Raw genomic sequence first — 23821 nt, 5'->3', positions numbered from 1 at the left:
GTCCCTGGAGTATGTATGAATCCCGAACTGAACTGGAATGAGATCGATACCGTCCTGCTGGATATGGACGGTACGCTGCTCGACCTTGCGTTCGATAGTTATTTCTGGCTGCAATTGGTACCGGAATCCTTGAGTCGTCAGCGTGATATCAGCCTGGATCAGGCACAGCAGTTGATCGCGGTGGAATACCAGGCGGTGCGTCATACCCTGAACTGGTACTGCTTCGATTACTGGAGTGAACGACTGGGGCTGGATATTTACCAGATGACCAGTGACATCGGTTACCGCGCCCGCTTGCGGGATGACACCACGCCATTTCTGCACGCACTGCGTAAAAGCGGTCGCCGGTCGGTTTTGCTGACCAACGCCCACCCGCATAGTCTGTCAGTTAAGGTGGCCCATACCGGGCTGGATAGACACCTTGATTTATTGCTTTCCACCCATACTTATGGGTATCCCAAGGAAGATCAGCGATTATGGCAGGCGGTGCAGGAAGACATCGGGTTTAACCCGGAACGAACCCTGTTTGTGGATGACAGCGAGCCAATACTGGATGCCGCCAGAACCTTCGGTATCCGCTACTGTCTGGGTGTCCGCAATCCTGACTCGACCAGCCAGCAGGAAAACTGCTTCCGGCAACACCCATCGATGAACGACTATCTGGCCTTTCTGCCGGACATTCATCAGTCGATTCGCGTCGGCAATCAGGAGTGTTCATGAGTAAAGACCGTCAACACGATGACGACAACGCCGTCCGGTTAGATAAGTGGCTATGGGCTGCGCGTTTTTACAAAACCCGAGCCATGGCACGTGAGATGATCGACGGCGGCAAAGTGCACTATAACGGCCAGCGCAGCAAACCGGGCAAACTGGTGGAAGTAGATGCCGAAATTACGCTGCGCCAGGGCAACGATACGCGCACAGTGATGGTTCGCACCATCAGCGATCAGCGCCGCCCGGCTGCACAAGCGCAGGCATTATATGAAGAAACGCCGCAGAGCATTGAAAAACGCGAAAAACTGGCCCAAGCCAGAAAGCTGAATGCCCTGTCGATGCCGCATCCGGACCGGCGACCGGATAAAAAAGAGCGTCGGGATTTAATCAAATTCAAATATAGTGACGCGGAATAAGCCGTCGTCACCACGAGAGAACATTATGGCCAATCATGACCAATTGCATCGTTACCTGTTCGAGAATCACGCTGTTCGCGGCGAACTGGTCACGGTAAGCGACACTTTCCAGCACATGCTGGCAAATCACGACTACCCGGTGCCGGTAAAAAACCTGCTGGGCGAGATGCTGGTAGCGACCAGCCTGTTGACCGCGACGCTGAAATTCAGCGGCGATATCACGGTTCAGTTACAGGGCGACGGCCCACTGAAACTGGCGGTAATTAACGGCAACCATCAGCAGCAAATGCGCGGCGTAGCACGTTTGCAGGGCGACATTGCCGCCGACAGTTCACTGCGCGACATGGTCGGCAACGGTTATCTGGTGATAACCATAACCCCGACTGAAGGGGAACGCTATCAGGGCGTAGTGGGGCTGGATGGCGACGACGTGGCTGCCTGTCTGGAAAATTACTTCCAGCAATCCGAGCAGTTACCGACGCGTCTGTTCATTCGCACCGGTGAGCATGATGGTCGCCAGTGCGCTGCCGGTATGCTGCTACAGGTGCTACCCGCACAGCATGGCAACCGCGAAGACTTTGACCATCTCACACAGTTAACCGCCACGGTGAAAGCGGAGGAACTGTTTGGTCTGCCGGCCAACGATGTGTTGTACCGGTTGTACCATCAGGAAAACGTCACGCTGTATGAGCCACAGCCGGTCGTGTTCAAATGCCACTGTTCACGGGAACGTTGTGCTGACGCGCTGATGACGCTGCCAGCGGATGAGGTTAGCGATATTCTGGCGCAAGACGGGCAAATCGATATGCACTGCGACTATTGTGGCAGCCATTATCTGTTTAATGCTCAGGACATCGATAACATTCGCCAGTCCAGCGCCAACCCAACCTTACATTAATCACGCTAATTATTTGCGCGCCATCTCACGGCGTGTCAATCCATTACAGGTAGCCCGCTTGCGGGCTATCTGCGCTTTTCAGACTAATTTAGTACATAAATAGGTCAGTACATAAATAGGCCGCTGGTGTTTTTATCGCACGATTCTGCTTACATACCAACCGTTTGCTTACTTTTCGTTCACATGAATAAGCAAAGTTATTAATGAATTTATTTAATTTTTTGATTGGTATCGCGGTTAAAATAAGCTCACCTTCTAGACTTACTATGTAGTACAACTATAACGATCTAGGAGTAGCAACATGCAGATGAAAGGCATTACGCCAGAGGCACTGACGGCTTATGGTATTCATGATGTCCGCGAAATTGTCTACAACCCAAGCTACGATTTACTGTTTACTGAAGAGACATCCCCTACCCTGCAAGGCTATGAGCGCGGTATCGAAACCCAACTGGGTGCCGTTGCTGTGGATACTGGCATTTTCACTGGCCGTTCGCCGAAGGATAAGTATATCGTTCGCGATGATGTGACCCGTAATACCGTCTGGTGGTCAGATCAAGGCAAAGGCAAAAACGACAACCATCCGCTTAGCCAGGAAACCTGGCAACACCTGAAACAGCTGGTCACTAACCAGTTGTCAGGCAAACGCGTGTTTGTCGTTGATGCTTTCTGTGGTGCTAATGCCGATACTCGCCTGAAGGTCCGTTTTATCACCGAGGTGGCCTGGCAGGCTCACTTCGTGAAAAACATGTTTATTCGCCCCAGCGAGGAAGAGTTGCAGGGTTTCGAGCCTGATTTCATCGTGATGAACGGTGCAAAATGCACGAACCCACAGTGGCAGGAACAGGGGCTGAACTCAGAGAACTTCGTGGCATTCAACCTGACGGAGCGCATCCAGCTCATCGGCGGTACCTGGTACGGTGGCGAGATGAAGAAAGGGTTGTTCTCCATCATGAACTACCTGCTGCCACTCAAAGGTATCGCGTCCATGCATTGCTCGGCCAACGTTGGCGAGAAAGGCGATGTCGCGGTGTTCTTCGGCCTGTCCGGTACCGGCAAAACCACGCTGTCCACCGACCCGAAACGCCAGTTGATCGGCGATGACGAGCACGGCTGGGATGATGACGGCGTGTTCAACTTCGAGGGTGGTTGCTATGCGAAAACCATCAACCTCTCCGCCGAAGCCGAACCGGACATTTACCACGCTATCCGGCGCGATGCGCTGCTGGAAAACGTGACGGTGCGGGCAGATGGCAGCGTTGATTTCAGCGACGGTTCTAAAACCGAAAACACCCGTGTGTCTTACCCTATCTATCACATCGATAATATCGTGAAGCCGGTCTCCAAAGCCGGGCACGCCACCAAGGTGATATTCCTGACCGCGGATGCTTTCGGCGTGCTGCCGCCGGTCTCCCGCCTGACAGCGGACCAGACCCAGTACCACTTCCTGTCCGGTTTTACCGCCAAGCTGGCAGGAACCGAGCGCGGTGTCACCGAACCCACGCCAACCTTCTCCGCCTGCTTTGGCGCAGCGTTCCTGACGCTGCACCCGACGCAGTACGCTGAAGTTCTGGTGAAACGCATGCAGGCAGCAGGTGCAAAAGCCTATCTGGTCAACACTGGCTGGAACGGCACCGGCAAACGTATCTCCATTAAGGACACACGCGGCATTATCGACGCGATCCTCAATGGCAGCATCGATGACGCTGAAACCCAGACGTTGCCGATTTTCGATCTGGCGATCCCGACGGCTCTGCCGGGTGTCGATGCGGCAATTCTGGATCCTCGCGATACCTACGCCTCTGTCGAGCAGTGGGAAGAGAAAGCGCACGATCTGGCACAGCGTTTTATCACCAACTTCGATAAATACACCGACACCCCAGCCGGTGCGGCACTGGTATCCGCCGGGCCGAAACGCTAACCAAACAACCGCCGCCGCTCACCCGGCGGCGTTGTCCTGACAGCAGTTTTCTCAATAGCTGTTTTCCCTACAGCAAAAAGGCGCGATAACCGCGCCTTTTCTTTGCTATTTTTACCGCTTTCACCGGTTTCACCTCGGTGGGTCGACATTATTCTTTGTCTTGCCGGGTGCGACCTGTCTGTGTCGAACCTCGTCGATGGCCCTCACGCGCACGGACTGAAGCTGTGCCGGATGGGTTCGGGAACGCCAGTGGCAAATAAGCCCGCACGCGCAGTCCACCGCGTTCACTGCGCCCCACATCCAACGATCCGTTGTGTGCGTCAATGATACGCTGCACGATCGCCAGGCCTAACCCGGTACCGCTGGTGCTGCGAGCGCTATCACCGCGAACAAACGGCTGAAACAGGTGCGCCAACTGCGATGGATCGATACCCGGGCCATCATCTTCCACCTGGAACCAGGCACGCTGTAATTCCCGGCCGCTACTGACACGAATCCAGCCATTACCATAACGCGCGGCGTTCACGACCAGATTCGCTACCGCCCGTTTAATCGACAAGGGGCTAACCTTCATGGGCAGTTCGCCCAGAGTCAGTTCACTGTCGATTTCCCGCTCATAACCGCTTTCAGAGGCAACCACTTCACCCAGAATCGCATTGAGGTCAGCGACCTCCATCTGCATTTCCTGACCAGTACGCAGGTAGTCGATGAACTGCTCGATGATGGCGTTACACTCTTCAATGTCTTTATTGATAGATTCCGCCAGATATTCGTCTTCCTGGCCCATCATCTCGGTTGCCAGGCGAATGCGGGTCAACGGCGTGCGCAAATCATGGCTGACGCCAGCCATCAGCAACGTTCGGTCGTCCGCCAGTAGCTTGACCCCGGATGCCATCTGGTTGAAGGCTCGCGTCACCGAACGCACCTCCGAGGCACCATATTCACGTAACGGTGGCGGAATAATGCCTTTCCCCACCTGAATGGCGGCATGCTCCAGTTCCACCAAGGGTCGATTCTGTACCCGAATAAATAACCAGGCGCCGCCTATCACCAGCAACATGATAGCCAGGGTATAGCGAAACAGTGGCGAGAAGTCGCCCTGATGGATTTCCGTTAGCGGCACCCGTACCCAGATATCTGGCGATAACCAGGTTTTCAGCCATACCACCGGCGTATTCTTGCTTACCTCAACCCGCACTTCGGTCGGCCCACCCAGTTGCTGCGCCATCTGTTGGCTCAGAAACTTGTAGTGCTGCGCCCAGCGCAGACCGCTCTCTTCGGCTGCGGCGTTGGTATAGAGCGAAATACCCAGTTCGCGATAAATCTCACGCCGGAACGCCGGGGGGACGTCCAGCGTGGAACCATCTTCCAGTTGCAGCTTGTCCGTCATCAACATTCTGACCTCATAGGCCAGAACTTTGTTGAACTGTTGCAGACTGGGCAGAATCGCGAAGTTAAGCACCACCAGATAGGTGGTGACAAGGCTAACGAATAGCAGAGTAACAATCAGCAACAGCGTGCGGGCGAAGGCGCTGCGTGGTGAGAAGCGCCATCGAATCATGCTTTACTGCCGTCCGGCACAAAAACGTAACCCAGTCCCCACACGGTCTGGATATAACGCGGATGAGCCGGGTCTTCCTCAACCATGCGGCGCAAGCGGGAAATCTGCACGTCAATGGAACGTTCCATGGCACTGTACTCACGGCCGCGAGCCAGATTCATCAGTTTGTCACGGGACAGCGGCTCACGCGGGTGGCTCACCAGCGCCTTGAGTACCGCGAACTCGCCACTGGTCAGCGGCATGGGCTCATCGTCACGGAACATCTCGCGTGTACCCAGATTCAGTTTAAATTTGCCGAACGCGATGACAGCTTCTTCCTGTGACGGCGCACCGGGTAATTCATTCGCCTGACGGCGCAGTACCGCACGAATACGTGCCAGCAGTTCGCGTGGGTTAAACGGTTTGGGAATATAATCGTCGGCACCGATTTCCAGCCCTACGATCCTGTCCACTTCTTCGCCTTTCGCCGTCACCATGATGATCGGCATCGGGTTGCTTTGACTACGCAGACGACGGCAGATGGACAACCCATCCTCGCCCGGCAACATCAAATCCAACACCATCAGATGGAAAGATTCGCGCGTCAGCAGGCGATCCATCTGTTCGGCATTGGCAACACTGCGTACCTGAAAACCCTGTTCGGTCAGATAGCGTTCCAATAACGCTCGCAGGCGCATATCGTCATCCACAACCAGAATTTTATAATTCTCTTGCATCTCTCTTCTCCAAAGACATGATAGCCGCCAGCGCTTGGTTCCATCACGAAACACAATCTAGTATTGTTCAGAAACCCGCAACGAACTGACAGCCGTTTCTGGTATACATTCTAGGCAAAATTGTTACAAAGGATATAAAAATACGTTGTAATCAAGCCGTTCCCGCCATAATTTGCCGTAAGCCACGCTACAAATGACGATTTATCCGCTATGTTATCTCACAGTCGTCGATTATAACGATTTTATGATCTTCACATTTCAGAAAAGCGTATGAAAACCGATCTGATCACTCGCGAAGGCTATGAAGCCCTGCATCAGGAACTGAACTATCTGTGGAAAGAGCGTCGTCCGGAAATCACTGAGAAGGTGGCCTGGGCGGCCAGTTTGGGCGATCGCAGCGAAAACGCCGATTACCTCTACAACAAACGCCTGCTGCGTGAAATCGACCGCCGGGTACGTTATTTGCGCAAACGCCTGCAGGTGGTGCGGGTGGTGGATTACTCCCCTCAGCAGGACGGTAAGGTCTTTTTTGGTGCCTGGGTCGAGGTGGAAAACGAAGAAGGCGAGGTGAAACGCTTTCGTATCGTCGGGCCGGATGAAATCTATGGTCGTAAGGATTACATCTCGATTGACGCGCCAATGGCCCGCGCCCTGCTAAAAAAAGCGGTGGACGAAGAAGCGGTGGTCACGACACCTACCGGTCCCAGGGTCTGGTACGTCAATAAAATCGACTATCAGTACCCGATTGACTGACGGTGAAACAGGCAACACTGAACACAACGGCAGACCCCGATCTGCCATTCATATTTTCTTTCATCTTCCTGACATGTAACTGAGATTTTTTTGCAATAACCCCGTAGCATTTCCCCCTACTGATAACACCCCCAAGAATAAAAATGGATAACTACCAGCAGCATGCCCGCACCCTGTTAAAAACCCTGTGGTGCCAAATTTTATTATTAAGTCTGTTGTTGTCCGGCGCCCGTCTGACCATGTTTGCCGTGTTTGCCGACACCCAGCAATTACAACATTACGACGCTGCCGTGAGGCTGATGTGGCTCACCGGGCTACGTTACGATTTACGTGCAGTGTCCATCCTGCTGGCGCCGCTGCTGGTCATCGGCCTGGTGATGAGTCTGCATCGCACCGGTTGGCGCTGGGTGCAACGTATCGCGCCCTGGTATCTGGGGGGATGCGCGTTTCTGGTCAGCATCATCGCCATCATCAACTATTTTTATTACCAGACCTACCACACCTACATCGATATCTTCGCGTTCGGGCTCATTGACGATGGCCCGCGCGCCGTCATGACCACCATCTGGCAGGACTACCCGATTGTCAGATCACTGCTGCTGGTAGCGTTGTTTGTTTGGCTGAGCAACCGACTGGGCAGGAAAGTTCTCTTTTCGCAGCCTCAGCAGACTGGGTTTGCACAAATAAGGCGGTCACGTTTGCTGCCCAACCCGGTCTTTGTGGTGTACCTGCTGATTAGCCTGCTGGTGTTTTTCGCTATGATCCGCGGCAGCCTGAGTACCTTCCCGCTACGGCGTAACGACTCGCAAATTTCCTCCGTCACCATCCTCAATAAGCTGACCCCCAATGGTTTAATGGCATCGGCCTGGGCGATGGGTGACAGGGATGACGATATCCACTTCGAGCCGGTAACTCGTGCAGCGGGAGAGCAGTTGCGAACCCAAAGTGGGCTGGCCACACTGGAAAGCCGCACCCCCGCTAACTCCTGGCTGGCCCAGCATCGCCCCAACGTAGTGATGGCGCTGATGGAAAGCATGGGGAGTAACATGCTGGTGTATGACCACCTGCCCGATAACGACATGCTGGGCGCGCTGCGGCCTCATTTCGCCTCGGATTTCGTTTTCCGTCGCTTCGTATCAGAAGGCAATGGTACTGCACCGTCGTTCGCTGCCCTGTTTTTCCAAAGCCCTATCCAGAACCTCAGCCATTCATCCGCACAATATAAATCGCTGGATGACACACCTTATGCCACGTACAAAAAAGCAGGCTACAAAGTGATATTCATCACTTCAGGAAGCCGGATGTGGCGTAACTTCGGCAACTATTTGCCCCGACTTGGTGTGGATGAGATTTACGACCAAAGCTCCCTGATGGAACGCTACCCCGAATCACGCGCTATGCTGACCGACTGGGGCGTACCGGATGAGTTTGCGTTCCGCCTGGCGCAACGTTTGCTGACAGAAGCGCAGCAGCCGCTCTTCATCAGTATTCTGACCGTCACCAACCATCCTCCTTATAAGGTTCCTGCCAGCTATCACCCACAACCGGTGCATGCCGGGCCGGAAATGATGGCGCACGCCGAAGTAAGTCAACAGGAACAAGAATCCATCGCGGCCACCTACCAGTACGCCACCAACGCGCTGGGAGAATTTATCGCTGCGGTGAAATCCTCCCCGGTGGGAGAATCCACCCTGATTGCGGCAACCGGCGACCACCAGATGCGCCGTCTGAAGGCACAGTATCCGCATGAGCAGTTCCTGGATCGGGCTGTCCCTTTTTATCTGTATGTGCCAAAAACCATTCTGGCGAACACCGCCTGGCGTTTTGACCCATCACGCCCCGGCTCGCACAAGGATATCTTCCCAACGCTCTACGCTTACAGCCTCGCCGATACCCCCTATTACGCACTCGGCGGGCGCAATATGCTGGCGGAACAGGACGATACCTCGCGTGCGTTTGGTTACAACCAGGTGTTGTGGATTGATGAACAAGGCGTGACTCCTGTCGGCAGTACCGGACGTTATTCCTGGGATGCCACCAACCCGATGCTCACCCAGACAACCGCTCACCCCATCAGCACCGAGCAACAACAGCGAATTGCGGCCTTCCCCGCCTTGCTGCATTGGCAGATTAACGCCCGTGAGCAGGGCTTCACCGAGAAGTAACCACTTACGATGCCTGCCCCCACAGGCATCGTTACGCTCACTTGCTTTTGCTTTACCTCAATTACATTAAGAAAAATTTATTCTAAGGCTGAAATAAAGATGTCATTTCCCTCCCTTACCGTGACAACGGTGATTACGGAGGCCAATCTATGTTCAGCCTGGATACCATTCTGCAAGATCTTGCACCGCATCGTCCCACGCCGCAGTGGCAGCGTTCCATTCTGCGCACGATGTTATTCGAAACCGAAATACAGGATTTTGCCCAGCGCTACCCACACCTGAAAGGGTTGGATCTGGTAGAGCAGATCCTGGATCACTTCAGCCTTAACTGCGAAATGGTAGAGGGCGACCTGGAAAACATCCCCAGCCAGGGGCCGGTGGTACTGGTGGCTAACCACCCAATCGGTTCGCTGGATGGACTCGCCTTACTGCGTACCGTTGCCAGCGTACGCCCTGATGTCCGTGTCGTCGCCAGTCAATTACTGTCCTATATCGGGCCACTGAAAAACCTGTTTTTCTCGGTAGATAACTTCAGCAACCGAACCCGACGCCACCAGCTCGCCGCCATTCAGGAACATCTGGCCGCCGAGGGTGCGATCATTATGTTCCCGGCCGGTGAAGTCTCCCGCATGAGCCTGAAAGGCATCCGCGATGGTCACTGGCATAGTGGCTTTATTCGCATGGCAGCCAAAGCGCGTGCGCCGATAGTCCCGATTCACATCAGCGGCCGTAACAGCAACCTGTTCTATCTCTCCTCGCTGATTTACCGCCCGTTATCCACCCTGTTGCTGGTGCGGGAAATGTTCCGCCAGCACGGCAACCGACTGCGTTTTCGTATTGGTGCGCAGATCCCCTACTCGACCTGGAGTCAGGGCGAGTGGCAGCCCAATGACCTGGCCGCCCGTTTCCGTCGTCATGTCTACCGCCTGGGCCACGGTAAGCCCGGCTGTTTCTCTGGTGAAAAACCGATTGCGCTTCCCGAAGAGCGCTCGCTGCTTAAACGCGCGTTAGAAAGCTGCGAAACACTCGGCACCACGCCGGACGGCAAGAAAATTTATCTCTACCGTCGCGGCAGTGAAGATTATGTGCCTATCTTGCGTGAGCTGGGACGCCTGCGGGAAATCGCCTTTCGCGCCGTGGGTGAAGGCACCGGCAAACGCCGTGATCTCGATAGCTTCGATGACGACTACCTGCATCTGGTGCTATGGGATGAGCGTGAGCTGGAAATCGTTGGCGCTTACCGGTTCACGCCAACCGCACGTCTGCTGGCGGAAAAAGACATCGGCAGCCTGTACAGTCACAGCCTGTTCCACTATGGCGAAGAGATGGCCCCGGTGTTAGCCAGTGGTATCGAACTGGGTCGCAGCTTTATCCAACCCAAGTACTGGGGAAAACGCGGTCTGGACTACCTGTGGCTGGGCATTGGCGCCTATCTGGCCCGCTACCCGGAATACCGTTATCTGTTTGGCCCGGTTTCCTTGTCCAACACCTTGCCGTCTACCGCGCGCGACCTGCTGATTGCCTTCTACCGCCTGCATTTCGCGCCCAGTCAGATGCTGGCCCGTTCGCGTCGGCCTTACCCGGCATCGTTGCCGGACGTATTGCGACAGTTCGAAGGGGACGACTACCAGCAGGATCTGACCCGGCTCAAAAGTATGCTCAGCAACATGGGATGCTCCATTCCTACCCTGTACAAACAGTATTCGGAAGTGTGCGAGCCAGGCGGCGTACAGTTTATCGACTTTGGCGTCGATCCCGATTTCAACAACTGTGTCGATGGCCTGGTATTGGTAGACTTACAGCAACTGAAACCTTCACGCTATCAGCGCTATATCGCACCGTTTCGCGACAACGCGTAACCCGTTTGCGGGTCGGCTTGCGTCGACCCGCCGCAAACCCTCCATTTGTCTGACTGGCATTTTATGCCGTCAATCCGTATAACTGTCCCCCAGTTGTCTATCCTTACAACATTCATTATCTCGCTAATTACACTATCTTGTTGATAACACTATTTTGTTGATAACACTATGACGAATGCATTAAGCCAGATTATTGCCAGCGAATTGCAGGCGCGTACCGAGCAGGTGAGCGCGGCCATTCAACTGCTGGACGAGGGCAACACAGTCCCGTTTATCGCCCGCTACCGTAAAGAAGTGACCGGCGGACTGGATGACACCCAACTGCGTCAGTTGGAAAGTCGCCTGTCCTACTTGCGCGAGCTGGAAGAACGCCGCCAGACTATCCTCAAATCGATTGAAGAACAGGGCAAGCTGACCGATGCGCTGGCCGCCTCCATCAACGGTACGCTGAGCAAAACCGAGCTGGAAGACCTCTACCTGCCTTACAAACCGAAACGCCGTACCCGTGGACAAATCGCCATTGAGGCCGGGCTGGAGCCGCTGGCAGACAGCCTGTGGAACGACCCAACGCAAACACCGGAACAGGCGGCAGAGGCTTACATCAACGCCGAAAACGGGGTAGCCGACGTCAAAGCGGCACTCGACGGCGCACGTTACATTCTGATGGAACGCTTTGCCGAGGACGCTGCGCTGCTGGCCAAGGTGCGTGATTATTTGTGGAAAAACGCCCATCTGGTGTCTCGTGTGGTGGAAGGCAAAGAGGAAGACGGTGCCAAATTCCGCGACTATTTCGACCACCATGAGCCGCTGTCGCAAGTGCCGTCGCACCGTGCGCTGGCGATGTTCCGTGGCCGCAACGAGGGTGTGTTGCAACTCGCATTGAATGCCGATCCGCAGTTTGATGAACCGCCCAAAGAGAGCTACTGCGAGCAGATCATCATCGACCACCTGGGTCTACGCCTTGGTAATGCACCGGCAGACAGTTGGCGACGTGCCGTGGTGAACTGGACCTGGCGCATCAAGGTACTGCTGCATCTGGAAACCGAATTGATGGGCAGCGTGCGTGAGAAAGCCGAAGACGAAGCCATTAACGTCTTCGCCCGCAACCTGCACGACCTGCTGATGGCCGCACCTGCCGGTATGCGCGCCACTATGGGGCTGGACCCCGGTCTTCGCACCGGTGTGAAAGTGGCTGTGGTAGATGCGACCGGTAAACTGGTAGCCACCGACACTATCTATCCGCACACCGGTCAGGCAGCCAAAGCCGCCGCCATCGTCGCCGCGTTATGCATTAAGCATCAGGTCGAGCTGGTCGCTATCGGCAATGGCACCGCATCGCGTGAAACCGAACGCTTCTTCCTTGATACCCAGAAGCAGTTCCCAGAAGTGAAAGCACAGAAGGTAATCGTCAGCGAAGCGGGGGCTTCAGTCTATTCGGCCTCGGAACTGGCGGCGCTGGAGTTCCCGGGTCTGGACGTATCGCTGCGCGGCGCGGTATCTATCGCTCGCCGCCTGCAAGACCCGCTGTCCGAACTGGTCAAGATCGACCCCAAATCCATCGGTGTCGGCCAGTACCAGCATGACGTCAGCCAGACTCAACTGGCGAAAAAACTCGATGCGGTGGTGGAAGACTGCGTGAACGCCGTCGGCGTCGATCTGAACACCGCCTCGGTGCCGCTGTTGACCCGTGTGGCGGGCCTCACCCGGATGATGGCGCAAAACATCGTCAATTGGCGTGATGAAAACGGCCGTTTCAACAACCGTGCGCAGTTGCTGAAAGTCAGCCGCCTCGGCCCGAAAGCCTTCGAGCAGTGCGCTGGCTTCCTGCGTATTAACCACGGTGATAACCCGCTCGATGCCTCCACCGTCCATCCGGAAGCCTACCCGGTGGTGGAGCGTATTCTGGCGGCAACCGAGCAGAAATTGCAGGATTTGATGGGCAACGCCAGCGCGCTGCGTAACCTGAAACCGGCCAGCTTCACCGACGATCGCTTCGGTGTGCCGACGGTGAGCGACATCATCAAAGAGCTGGAAAAACCGGGTCGCGACCCGCGCCCGGAATTCAAAACCGCCAGCTTCGCCGACGGGGTGGAAACCCTCAACGACCTGACGCCGGGCATGATTCTGGAAGGTGCTGTCACCAACGTCACCAACTTTGGTGCGTTTGTGGATATCGGCGTACATCAGGATGGGTTGGTGCACATCTCTTCACTGTCGGATCGCTTCGTGGAAGACCCGCATCAGGTGGTGAAAGCCGGTGACATCGTTAAGGTGAAAGTGCTGGAGGTCGACCTGCAACGCAAGCGCATCGCGCTGACCATGCGGCTGGACGAACAACCGGGCGAAGGCAATAGCCGTCGTGGCAGCGGACGCGAACGTGACAACGCGAATGCCGCCCGCCCATCGCCGCAGGCGGGCAACAAGGCACGCCCACGCCAGACCAGCAGCACCCCAGCCGGTAACAGCGCCATGAGCGACGCACTGGCGGCGGCGTTTAAGAAACGGTGATAGCGCTTGTCAGGGTTCAGGCTATCGGGCCTGAACCCTGTGCACCCACCCTGTGCACGTAGAAGCAGCGATTGACGTAGTCAGTGCTTCACATTAGCGTCCTTACTTCACCTTTACTTCAACACGCTATCCTGCACAAACCCCACCACATGCTCCACAAACGCCTCCGGATGGGAAATAAACGGGGCGTGGGAGGCTTTCGGTATCACGACCGAAGTAGAGTGCGGGTACTGTTCGTCCATCAGCGCGGCAACTTTACGCGGCACCAGCCCATCGAGTGCACCATACACGCGCAGGAATGGCGTCGTCAGCCCGGCCAGTTCCTGGCGTAAATCCACCCGACGTAGAATCTCCAACCCGCCATCCAGCACTTCCACGGTGGGTGACGGTTGCGTCGTGACGACCGCCTTCAATAGACGCGCGTCTTTTCTGGCGCTTTCGGTACCCAGCGTTTGCAACGCCAGAAACCGCTCGATAGTGCCGGAAAAATCCTCGTTCAGTAGTTGCTGGAAACCGGACAACACCAGCGGTTTGATTCCGGGCCATTCATCTGCGGCCTCAAAACGGGGTGAAGAGGCCACGGTAATCAACGCGCTTACCCGTTCTGGCACGCGGATCGCCGCCAGACTTGCGACCAGTCCGCCCAGCGACCACCCCAGCCAGACAGCTCTCGCGGGTGCGCCTGCCAGTACCGTCTCGGTCATCTCCTCCAGCGACATAGCGGGGAACCCCTGACTCTGACCATAACCCGGTAAATCCACACAATGCAGGCGAAAATGCGGAGCCAGCCGCACAACGATGTTGTTCCACACTTTCGAATTCATTCCCCAGCCATGCAGCATCACAAGTTCGCATGCGCCTTCTCCTTGCGTGTACCAGTGCAATGATTCCATGAGTTATTGTGTCCTCCGTCAGAAGTAGAGTAGAAGTTGAATAGTTCAGGCCATGCTGCCCGCGGCCTGATAACTCAGGGAACGAGACAATGTTGACGATCATGGCACAGTGCTGGCTTTGCCAGCAGCCGCTCTATCATAGTCATCACGGAATTTGCAGTCACTGCCGCTGTCATCTGCCCCAACCACTTGTCTGTTGTCCACGCTGCGGATTGCCTTCGGCCTCAGATATCCTGCCGTGTGGACGTTGTCTGCAACAGCCGCCACCATGGCAGTCGCTCCTGTTTGTCAGCGACTACCAGCCACCGCTCAGCCGCCTGATTACACGGTTCAAATTTCAGGGACGTATTGAGCTGGCTCCAACGCTGGCGCGGCTGCTACTGCTGCACTGGCAGGGATGTCGCCGGGCCACGGCTTTGCGCCTTCCCGACGCTTACCCCCGCCCTGACGCTATCGTCACCGTTCCGCTACACCGACGGCGTCACTGGCGTCGAGGGTTCAACCAAACCGACCTGATCGCGCGCTGGCTGGCACACTGGCTGGGGTGCGCCTATGACCCTGATACCTTGATTCGCGTGCGCTATACCGTTCCCCAGCAATCGCTGGGAGCCCGTTCACGGCGTCGCAACCTACGCGGCGCGTTTCGATGCCGACAGGATGTCATCAGCCAGCGCGTCGCAGGCAAACGGTTAGTGTTACTGGACGATGTGGTGACCACCGGCAGCACGGTAGCAGAGGTCAGCCGCACGCTATTGCGTGCCGGGGCGCAACACGTTCAGGTATGGTGTGTATGTCGCACCTTGTCGTAACCGCCGGGATGGGCGTATTATAACCAACTAGCGTAGTCAACTATTGAGTTAACATTATGATTCGTATTACCGACGCTGCTCAGGAGCATTTTGCCAAACTGCTGGCAAAACAGGAGGAAGGCACCCAGATTCGTGTCTTCGTTATCAATCCCGGTACACCTAATGCCGAGTGTGGGGTGTCTTACTGCCCGCCCGATGCCGTCGAGCCGAACGATACCGTGCTGAAGTTTGAGAAATTGTCCGCGTATGTGGATGAACTCAGTGCGCCGTATCTGGAAGACGCCGAGATCGACTTTGTGACCGATCAGTTGGGTTCGCAGCTGACCTTAAAAGCGCCGAACGCCAAGATGCGCAAAGTCGGTGATGATGCTTCGCTGATGGAACGGGTGGAATATGTGTTGCAGTCTCAGATTAACCCACAGTTGGCAGGACACGGCGGCCGCGTATCACTGATGGAAATCACCGAAGAAGGCTACGCCATTTTGCAGTTCGGTGGCGGTTGCAACGGCTGTTCGATGGTGGATTACACGCTGAAAGAAGGCATCGAGAAAGAGTTGCTGGAAAAATTCCCGGAACTGAAAGGGGTTCGCGACCTGACCGAGCATCAGCGCGGCGAGCACTCCTATTATTAAGCGGGTGTCATTGACACGAATACCGTTTACGCGAATGCCGTTTTGAATGTCACGAGCGGTCAGTCAGCTGGCCGCTCGCTGTTTCTGGTTATCCCGTCGACACGAACTCGCGTCACTCAGGCTTTTTTGCCTCTTTCGGCTTTCCCTGCTTTGCATTATCCGCCGGTTGATCCGCTGCTTTGGTCGCCTTTTTGGTTCGAGAGGGCACTGGGCCACCACGGCGCAAATCAATATCCCGAATCAGCCGTTCCAGATAGCGGTCAGTAAAAATAGAATCCAGCGGACGACTCAGCTTACGTCGCCAGTTGGGGTATTCCTGGTCAGTACCCGGCACATTCACCGGCGTTGCCATGTCCAGCCAGTCTTCAAGCTGCAAGCCCAACAACGCGCTGGCGCTGTCTGCCAGATAACGCTGCACCCCCCGGTTAAGCTGAGCGCTCATGGTGGTCAGCGACGCATTACGCCCGACGCGTTGGGGCAGCAGCCCCTGTTCATGCAGCGCATCCAGCAGCCCTTGCTTGGCGCGTTCACGTACATCGTACTGCTGCTTCAACAGCGCCTCTGACGGGTACAATCCAAGATCTTTGCCCAGCGTCAGATCGACCCCCTGCCAGTAGCCGCGTAGCGTCGCCAGGTCGTGTGTGGTGATGGTTGCCATCGAACGGGCCGGGTACTCATCTGGGGTGCGAAAACGATCGTGCTGATCCTTTTCAAAAAACAGGACCTTATAAGAGTAGATACTGTTGTCAGGCAACTTGTTGACGATCTCCTCCGGTACCGTGCCCAGATCCTCACCGATCACCAGACAGCGGTGGCGATGGCTTTCCAACGCCAGGATCCCCAGCAAGTCATCCACCGGATAAAGCACGTAGGCACCACGGCTCGCCGTGCCGCCATTGAGGATCCACCACAAACGCAGCAACCCCATGACGTGGTCGATACGCAATGCGCCACTGTGCGCCATATTGCTGCGCAGCAAATCGATAAACGGCTGATACCCACGCTGGCGCAGCCGTGCCGGGTGCATCGGCGTCAGGTTCCAGTTTTGCCCGCCGGGCCCCAGCGGATCAGGCGGTGCACCAATGGTTACCGACAGGCAATGCAACTGCTGGTCGCCCCAGGTATCAACGCCACCCTGCGCGACGCCCACCGCCAAATCACGATAGAGGCCTATCGGCATCCCCAGTTGTTTACTATGGGAAAAACAAGCGGCCAGTTGTTCATGTGCCAGCCACTGCAACCAGCAATAGAACTGCACATCATCGGCGTGTTCCTGCCGAAAGCGCAGCGTCGCATCGCTGTGGGCATCGTGATATTCCTGCGGCCACTGCAACCAGTCAGCAGCCGGTTTGCCTTGTAGCTTCATCCACGCCTGCAACGCATCATAGGTGGCCTGCTGTAGCAGACTTTCATCGTGGGTTTTCAGGAACTGTAGAAAAGCAGTTTTGCGCGGGTCCAGCGCGCTACGACCAGTGAAGTGACCAAATGCCAGGCGCAATGCCGTCAGTTTCAGGTGGGTCACTGCGGTGTAATCCACCCATCGGCTGGCGCGGGCCGCCGTCAGTTGCCGTTGGATGTCGTCTTGCATCCACCAGGCCTGAGCCGCCTGACTCTGATGAAAATCATCCACCTGATTCACATCGATATAGATAATATTCAGCCAGTTACGTGAAGAAGGGCTATACGGGCTGGCCGCTTCCGGCTCTGCCGGATACAACGCATGCAGCGGGTTAAGGCCGACAAAAGCGCCCCCACGACGCGCCACCTGTTCCACCAGCGTCTTCAGATCGCCAAAGTCGCCAACCCCCCAGTTATCCGACGAGCGCAGGGTATACAGTTGTACCATGACGCCCCACCAACGCTTCCCCTGTGTCAGCGGGTCCGGTTCGTAGCAACGTGTCGGCGCGACAATCACCCGGCAAGACCACTGTTGCTCACCCTGCGTGAGCATTAACTGGTGGTAGCCGAGCGGCAGATTGTCAGGCAACACCAACGTTGCCTGACCACCTGAACGGCCTTCGATAACGCCGCCTTTTTCAAACATGAGCGTCCAGATATAGTCGCCCTCGCCATGTAACGGCAGCCTGTGCTGCTGCCCCTGACGAAACACATAGACTGAAGGCAAGGGAGCTGCAGCCGGTTCCGCCACATCCAGCAATTGCAGCAACGCTTTACGGGTGTCGCTATCGATTGCCTGTTCATTACCGTAAGCATCTTTATAGGTATCAGCGATCCCCTGATGGTGGGGTACAGATTTTTTTGCTTTCAACGCCATGGTATTGATTCCTTAATCACGCATCGTCCAGATGCGTTTCTGATAATCATGAATTGCCCGATCAGCACTGAACATGCCCATATGAGCCGTGTTCAGAATGCAGCGACGCGTCCATTCATCAGGTTCACGATACAGTTCATCCACACGCTGTTGAGCCTGGCAGTAAGGGGCGAAATCAGCCAACACCAGATAAGGATCCCCCAGTTTTAGCAGGCTATCGAGCAAAGGGGCGAACGCCGTTTTATCTCCATGGCTGAACTTTCCTTTTCCCAGTTCAGTCAGGATTTCCTTTAATAGTGGATTCTCGGCAATGTAACGGGTGGGTTTATAGCCGTCGGCAATCAACGCTTTTACCTGCTCGACGGTATGACCGAAGATGAACAGATTCTCCGCACCGACTTCCTGCGCCATCTCCACATTGGCGCCATCCAGCGTCCCCACCGTCAAGGCGCCATTCAACGCCAGTTTCATATTCCCCGTCCCAGACGCTTCCTTGCCTGCGGTGGAAATCTGCTCTGATACGTCGGCTGCCGGAATAATCCGCTCCGCCAGCGAGACGCGGTAATCCGGTAAAAAAACTACTTTCAGGCGATCGTTGACCCGTTTGTCCCGGTTGATGTGTTCCGCCACACAGTTGATGGCGTAAATAATATTTTTGGCCAGAACATAGCCCGGTGCCGCCTTGGCACCAAACAGGAAAAGGCGCGGCACGATATCCAATCCAGGTTCGGTAAGCAATCGCTTATATAACGATAAAATATGCAGTAAATTCAGATGTTGCCGCTTATATTCATGCAACCGTTTGATTTGCACATCAAACAATGCGCTCGGATCGATATGGATGCCGTAATCGCGCCGTAAAAATTGTGCCAGTTGCGTTTTATTGTCCTGCTTGATGCGGCGATAGCGCGCCTGAAACCCACTATCCTGCGCGTAGGGAGCCAGCCCTTCCAATAACGTGAGCCGGTTACCCCATTCGGTACGCAGGGTGTCATCTATCAATGAAGACAGCGCCGGATTGCACTGCCTGAGCCAACGGCGCGGCGTAATGCCGTTGGTGACGTTATGAAATTTCGTCGGCCACAACTGGTGATATTCCGGGAACAAGTCGCGTACCACCAGGTCCGAGTGCATCTGGGCGACGCCGTTCACCGCAAAACACGCCACCACGCACAGGTTCGCCATTCTCACCTGACGGCGATACACCACCGCCAGCCGCGCCCAGACACCCTTATCACCCGGCCAGCGAGCATCCACCTGCTGGCGCAGATGCGCATTAATGGTTTTGATTATCGACAGATGGCGCGGTAATAACCGACCGAACAGCCGTTCATCCCAGCACTCCAGCGCTTCCGGCATCAGAGTATGGTTGGTGTAGGCAAATAAGCGCCCGGTCAGTTGCCAGGCCTGCTCCCACGATAAGTCGTATTCATCCAGTAACAGGCGCAGGGTTTCGGGAATCGCCAGCGTCGGGTGGGTATCGTTTAGCTGCACCACCTCATAATCAGGTAATGTCGCCAGCGGCCGTCCAGCACGTTCATGCCGCCGGAAGATATCCGCGACCGCGCAGGCACATTGGAAATATTGCTGCATCAGGCGCAGTCTTTTACCTGCCGCATGATTGTCGTTCGGGTAAAGCACTTTGGTCAGGCTGGCGGCAGCGATACCCTGCTGCTCGGCTTTCAGATAATGGCCCGCATTAAACTGTTCAAGATCAAATGGCTCGCTGTGGGTAGCCTGCCATAGCCGCAACGGCTGTACACGACCATTGAGATAACCGATAACCGGGATATCGGTGGCTTCGCCGATGACAACCTGATCCGGAATCCAACGCTCGCGGCCATCCGGCTGGGTGACCAACTCACCACCGAAACCGACTTCTACCGCCAGCTCCGGGCGGGGACGCGCCCAAGGGTAAACGTCGCGCAACCAGTCATCCGGGGTTTCGCGCTGGAAACCGGCGTCAAAATGCTGGCGGAACAAGCCATATTGGTAATGCAGGCCGTAGCCTATCGCTGGTTGTCCCACTGTCGCCATCGCGTCCAGATAACAAGAGGCCAATCGCCCCAACCCACCATTACCCAGCGCCGGGTCCGTTTCCTGCTCCAGCACATCACTCAGCACCAGTCCGTGCTCAGCCAGCGCCTCCGCCACCGCGTCATACCACCCCAGATTGAGCAGATTGTTGCCAGTCAGGCGACCCGGCAGGAACTCCATCGACAGGTAGTTCACATGCCGCGATACCGACGTGGCGTCATCAGGTGGAGACGACTCGGCAGCTATCAACACATCCAGTTGCTCTGTCAGCGCCGCACTCACCACTTGCCAGCACTGGCGTAACGACAGTGCCTGTAACGACGGCTGAGCGAGAGCCTGCAACTGGCGTTGCAACGCCACAGTAAACTGGGAAGGATTGAATAAGGGTGACATCGTGCCTCTCTCCTTTGCGGGTGATGGAAAAAGGCACGTCGGGATCAGCACAACTCCAACTGTACCTTATGTTGTTCGATGATTTTCAGCACACTGGGTGGCGGTAACTGATCGGTAAAAAGATAGTCGATCAAATCCATGTTGCCCAAATTGACCATCGCATTACGGCCAAACTTAGAATGGTCCGTCACCAACATCACGCAACGGGAGTTTTCGATGATTGCACGCTTGGTGCGAACCTCGTGGTAGTCAAACTCCAGCAACGAGCCATCCATATCAATGCCACTGATGCCCAAAATGCCGAAATCGAGCCTGAACTGAGAAATAAAATCCAGCGTGGCCTCGCCAATGATGCCGCCATCGCGGCTGCGCACCTCGCCTCCCGCCAGTATCAGGCGGAAGTCTTCTTTGGCGGTCAGTAACGTTGCCACATTCAGGTTATTGGTGACCACGCGTAAATCCTTATGATTCATCAGCGCATGAGCCACCGCTTCCGGTGTCGTACCGATATCTATAAAAAGCGTAGCACCATCCGGAATTTGACTGGCGACCTGCCTCGCAATCCTGGCTTTTTCATCAGACCACATCATTTTTCGATCATGGTAAGCCGTATTCACTGAACTGGAGGGCAATGCTGCGCCACCGTGGTGACGATGGATCTTGTTTTGTTCCGCCAGATCGTTCAGATCACGGCGAATGGTCTGCGGGCTGACTGCAAAATGTTCCACCAGCTCTTCGGTACTGACGTATCCCTGCCGACGCACCAGATCGATAATGGCGTCGTGCCGCTGTGTTTGCTTCACATTAATCCCCTCAAACGCCGACATGACCTCATGTCGGCCAACTAAGAAACCGCGCTCATTGTAAAATGCACACGGCAGTAGCCACGCGGCTCTACACCACGTATCAGGCTGCGATAACGGTATGATAGCGTTAACGGCGGTGCTGGCGCGTATCCCACCATGCCATCAACACACCAATGACTAACCCCGAGACATGCGCTGCATTCGCGATAGACATGCCCAAAATATCGAAATACCCGGCCACCAGCCACACCAGCGCGAACGCCATCAGGCCGCGTTGAAGGTGAAGCGGCCCGCCCGGCTCACGCTCGCCACGTAACCAGACATACCCCATCAGGGCGTATACCACGCCGGACAAACCGCCGAAATAGACGCCGCTAAACCAGGACTGCACCCACCCGCTAATCGCGGATGACAGCAGTAAAATCACACACAATCGCCGGGTACCCAAGACACGTTCCACCGGACCGCCGAGATACCACCACCACATCAGATTAAACAGCAGGTGCAACAGCGAAAAATGCAACAACGCATGACTGAACCAGCGCCAGAGTTGCAGGGTCTGGCTGCTGTCCGGGAAGGCCAGCAGCGTCATCATGCGATTAACACCATACACCTGCATCAACAGGTAAACCGCAATGGCGACCACCAGCATGCCCAGTGTCAGTGGCCCGGCACGCTGACGTAAGGTTTGCAGATAGGAATACGACGGGTAACGCAGCCCACTGTTGGTGGTGCCGCTCTGCCAGCTGGCGGCCTGATAACGCTCATGCCACGGCTCTTGCAGAAAGCGTTCCAGCTCCTGCTTTACCCGCACCTGCTGGCTTTCGTCCGGCAGCCAGATATCCACTTCGTTCCCGTTAATACGGGCCACCAGCCGGATCTGCTGCGTGTGCATATAGTCGACAAACGCCTGCGCCAGACGCGGATTGGATAGCGCAACAATTCGAATCATGACAATAGCCCAACGCTTCCCGCCAATGAATTTATGTTTTCGATTCTAAAACATTTGCAACCCGGAACGCAGCGTAATAACCGCTGATTATCTTGCCTATTTCAATATCAGTGTGACGGCTTTCACATCTTGCCCCCCTGCGTACTGACAGCCTCCAGTGCGGCCCGGTAGATGTAGTGGGGATTTTTGTTTACTTCCGTTTTATCCGACATCCTATGATCACGGTCACTTTTCAACCAGGGCGGCTCCATTACTCTCATTCAAGAGGTGTTAACGGTATGTTTCTTGAAGAACGCAGAAACAAGATTCTGGACTATCTGGATCAACATGATCGCGTCAGCGTGGAGTATCTGGCCGAGGTTTTTTCTGTCACCAGAGAAACCATCCGCAGTGATCTGAATGCGCTGGCCCGACAGCGATTAGTTCAACGCTGTCACGGTGGCGCCATTATGATTCGGCGTAGTCTGCAATCTCAGCTGATTACCGAAACCGGGAAAGACTTCGAAGTCCTGTTAAAAAAAATAAAGAATCAGGTCAGAAATAGAAGTACCCGAAAAAAGGATAAAACCATGAAAGGTAAAGTCTGTATTCTTGGTTCGTTTAATGTGGATATTGTTGCCAGGGTCGCCCGTTTTCCTAAAGGTGGAGAATCATTGCTGGCGCAAGGCAGTGCATTGGGGCCGGGAGGAAAAGGCGCAAATCAGGCGATGGCGGCCAGCATGGCCGGAGCAAAAGTACATTTCGTATCTAAAGTGGGAAAAGACCAATTCAGTCATTTCGCCTATGAGCATTTGTCAAAATCCCCTATTCATTCCTTTAAATTATACCAGTCAGAAACAGAGCCCACCGGTAATGCGATTATTTATGTCTCGCAACAAAACGGCGAAAATATGATTGCCATTTACTCCGGGGCGAATAAAACACTGACCGATGAAGAAATCGCTGAGATTATGCCCGACCTGGAAGACGCAGATGTATTATTGCTGCAAATGGAAAATAACTTCCCGGCGACCTTGAGCGCCATGAAATTAGCTAAAGCGCTCGACACCCGAATTATCCTGAATCCGGCCCCCTATTCCGATGACGTCGTCTCCTGTCTCGATTATGTGGATATCATCACCCCAAATGAAACGGAAGCGTCGCTCTTATCCGGTATTGAAATCAGTAACCTTGAGAGCGCCAGACAAGCCGTGCAAAAAATCCATGCGCTTGGTGCGGCGAGGGTGATAATCACCATGGGTGCCAATGGCGCCCTGCTATTTGACGGCCAGCAATTTCAGCATATCCCGGCCTTTCCTGCTGTCAGCGTGGATACCACCGGCGCTGGCGATGCGTTCAACGGCGCCTTCGCGGCTGCCGTCGCCGCCGGGCAAAGCGTGGCGCAGGCCGCCACGTACGCAAATGCGTTTGCCTCTCTGGCGGTCGAACGGGAAGGGGCGGCCAATATGCCAACGCATCAGCAAGTGACGAACCGGCTGGCACAACGCTAATCCCCACACCCTATTTTAAACAC

At 55.3% G+C, this 23821-nt stretch carries 18 protein-coding genes; 11 read left to right on the top strand and 7 right to left on the bottom strand.

Going from position 1 to position 23821, the window contains the following annotated elements; all coding sequences use genetic code 11:
• The first annotated feature begins 15 nt into the window (after positions 1–15).
• The 4 genes from yrfG to pckA all read left to right on the top strand — a co-directional run bounded on the left by yrfG (position 16) and on the right by pckA (position 3949).
• A complete protein-coding gene (gene yrfG, locus LF929_RS01555; protein WP_019845146.1) occupies positions 16–720 on the top strand; it encodes a GMP/IMP nucleotidase in 705 nt (234 codons plus the stop codon).
• Positions 717–1130 carry a ribosome-associated heat shock protein Hsp15 gene (hslR, locus tag LF929_RS01550; RefSeq protein ID WP_038909195.1) on the top strand — a complete coding sequence of 138 codons (414 nt, stop codon included), beginning with the start codon at positions 717–719 and terminating at the stop codon, positions 1128–1130. Before yrfG ends, hslR begins: the two co-directional genes overlap by 4 nt.
• Positions 1131–1155: 25 nt before the next feature.
• Positions 1156–2028 carry an Hsp33 family molecular chaperone HslO gene (gene hslO / locus LF929_RS01545; protein WP_210175168.1) on the top strand — a complete coding sequence of 291 codons (873 nt, stop codon included), beginning with the start codon at positions 1156–1158 and terminating at the stop codon, positions 2026–2028.
• A 301-nt stretch (positions 2029–2329) separates the two neighbouring features.
• Entirely contained in the window at positions 2330–3949 is a 1620-nt protein-coding gene (pckA, locus tag LF929_RS01540) for a phosphoenolpyruvate carboxykinase (ATP) (protein WP_038909197.1), read from the top strand.
• Positions 3950–4097: 148 nt separating this feature from the next.
• Here the strand turns inward: pckA and envZ are convergent, their stop codons facing one another.
• Positions 4098–5510, bottom strand: coding sequence for a two-component system sensor histidine kinase EnvZ (gene envZ, locus LF929_RS01535; RefSeq protein ID WP_038909198.1), 1413 nt, complete (start codon positions 5508–5510; stop codon positions 4098–4100).
• Positions 5507–6226 (bottom strand): two-component system response regulator OmpR, encoded by a 720-nt coding sequence (gene ompR, locus LF929_RS01530; RefSeq protein WP_001157747.1) that lies wholly within the window; start codon positions 6224–6226, stop codon positions 5507–5509. Before ompR ends, envZ begins: the two co-directional genes overlap by 4 nt.
• A 270-nt stretch (positions 6227–6496) precedes the next feature.
• Between ompR and greB the strand changes: the two genes are divergently transcribed.
• The 4 genes from greB to LF929_RS01510 all read left to right on the top strand — a co-directional run bounded on the left by greB (position 6497) and on the right by LF929_RS01510 (position 13511).
• Positions 6497–6979: a transcription elongation factor GreB gene (greB, locus tag LF929_RS01525; RefSeq protein WP_038905875.1), complete on the top strand. Its 483-nt coding sequence runs from the start codon at positions 6497–6499 to the stop codon at positions 6977–6979.
• 143 nt (positions 6980–7122) lie between these two features.
• Positions 7123–9144: an LTA synthase family protein gene (locus LF929_RS01520; RefSeq protein WP_226092805.1), complete on the top strand. Its 2022-nt coding sequence runs from the start codon at positions 7123–7125 to the stop codon at positions 9142–9144.
• Between the two features lie 149 nt (positions 9145–9293).
• Complete coding sequence (locus LF929_RS01515) at positions 9294–11003, top strand: lysophospholipid acyltransferase family protein (RefSeq protein ID WP_226092806.1); 1710 nt, start codon at positions 9294–9296, stop codon at positions 11001–11003.
• Positions 11004–11171: 168 nt separating this feature from the next.
• On the top strand, positions 11172–13511 hold the full coding sequence (locus tag LF929_RS01510) for a Tex family protein (protein WP_210175172.1): 2340 nt from the start codon (positions 11172–11174) through the stop codon (positions 13509–13511).
• 113 nt (positions 13512–13624) lie between these two features.
• Here the strand turns inward: LF929_RS01510 and bioH are convergent, their stop codons facing one another.
• Entirely contained in the window at positions 13625–14404 is a 780-nt protein-coding gene (bioH, locus tag LF929_RS01505) for a pimeloyl-ACP methyl ester esterase BioH (RefSeq protein ID WP_226092807.1), read from the bottom strand.
• An 89-nt stretch (positions 14405–14493) separates the two neighbouring features.
• Between bioH and gntX the strand changes: the two genes are divergently transcribed.
• Both gntX and nfuA read left to right on the top strand, forming a co-directional pair.
• On the top strand, positions 14494–15213 hold the full coding sequence (gene gntX, locus LF929_RS01500; protein ID WP_038905881.1) for a DNA utilization protein GntX: 720 nt from the start codon (positions 14494–14496) through the stop codon (positions 15211–15213).
• A 56-nt stretch (positions 15214–15269) separates the two neighbouring features.
• Positions 15270–15845, top strand: coding sequence for a Fe-S biogenesis protein NfuA (gene nfuA, locus LF929_RS01495; RefSeq protein WP_038909204.1), 576 nt, complete (start codon positions 15270–15272; stop codon positions 15843–15845).
• A 112-nt stretch (positions 15846–15957) separates the two neighbouring features.
• Here the strand turns inward: nfuA and malQ are convergent, their stop codons facing one another.
• The 4 genes from malQ to glpG all read right to left on the bottom strand — a co-directional run bounded on the left by malQ (position 15958) and on the right by glpG (position 22308).
• Positions 15958–18120: a 4-alpha-glucanotransferase gene (gene malQ, locus LF929_RS01490; protein WP_226092808.1), complete on the bottom strand. Its 2163-nt coding sequence runs from the start codon at positions 18118–18120 to the stop codon at positions 15958–15960.
• A 12-nt stretch (positions 18121–18132) separates the two neighbouring features.
• Positions 18133–20550, bottom strand: coding sequence for a maltodextrin phosphorylase (gene malP / locus LF929_RS01485; protein WP_210175175.1), 2418 nt, complete (start codon positions 20548–20550; stop codon positions 18133–18135).
• Between the two features lie 44 nt (positions 20551–20594).
• Positions 20595–21353 (bottom strand): DeoR/GlpR family transcriptional regulator, encoded by a 759-nt coding sequence (locus tag LF929_RS01480; protein ID WP_012768014.1) that lies wholly within the window; start codon positions 21351–21353, stop codon positions 20595–20597.
• Between the two features lie 130 nt (positions 21354–21483).
• Complete coding sequence (gene glpG, locus LF929_RS01475) at positions 21484–22308, bottom strand: rhomboid family intramembrane serine protease GlpG (RefSeq protein WP_210175176.1); 825 nt, start codon at positions 22306–22308, stop codon at positions 21484–21486.
• Between the two features lie 278 nt (positions 22309–22586).
• Here glpG and rbsK point away from each other — a divergent pair, with 278 nt between their 5' ends.
• Positions 22587–23798, top strand: coding sequence for a ribokinase (gene rbsK, locus LF929_RS01470; RefSeq protein WP_226092809.1), 1212 nt, complete (start codon positions 22587–22589; stop codon positions 23796–23798).
• Positions 23799–23821 lie beyond the last annotated feature (23 nt).

Source organism: Dickeya oryzae, assembly GCF_020406815.2.
In the GTDB taxonomy this organism is placed as follows: domain Bacteria; phylum Pseudomonadota; class Gammaproteobacteria; order Enterobacterales; family Enterobacteriaceae; genus Dickeya; species Dickeya oryzae.
The sequence above is the reverse complement of the archived record's forward strand: the minus strand, read 5'-3'. Positions and strand labels throughout refer to the sequence as shown.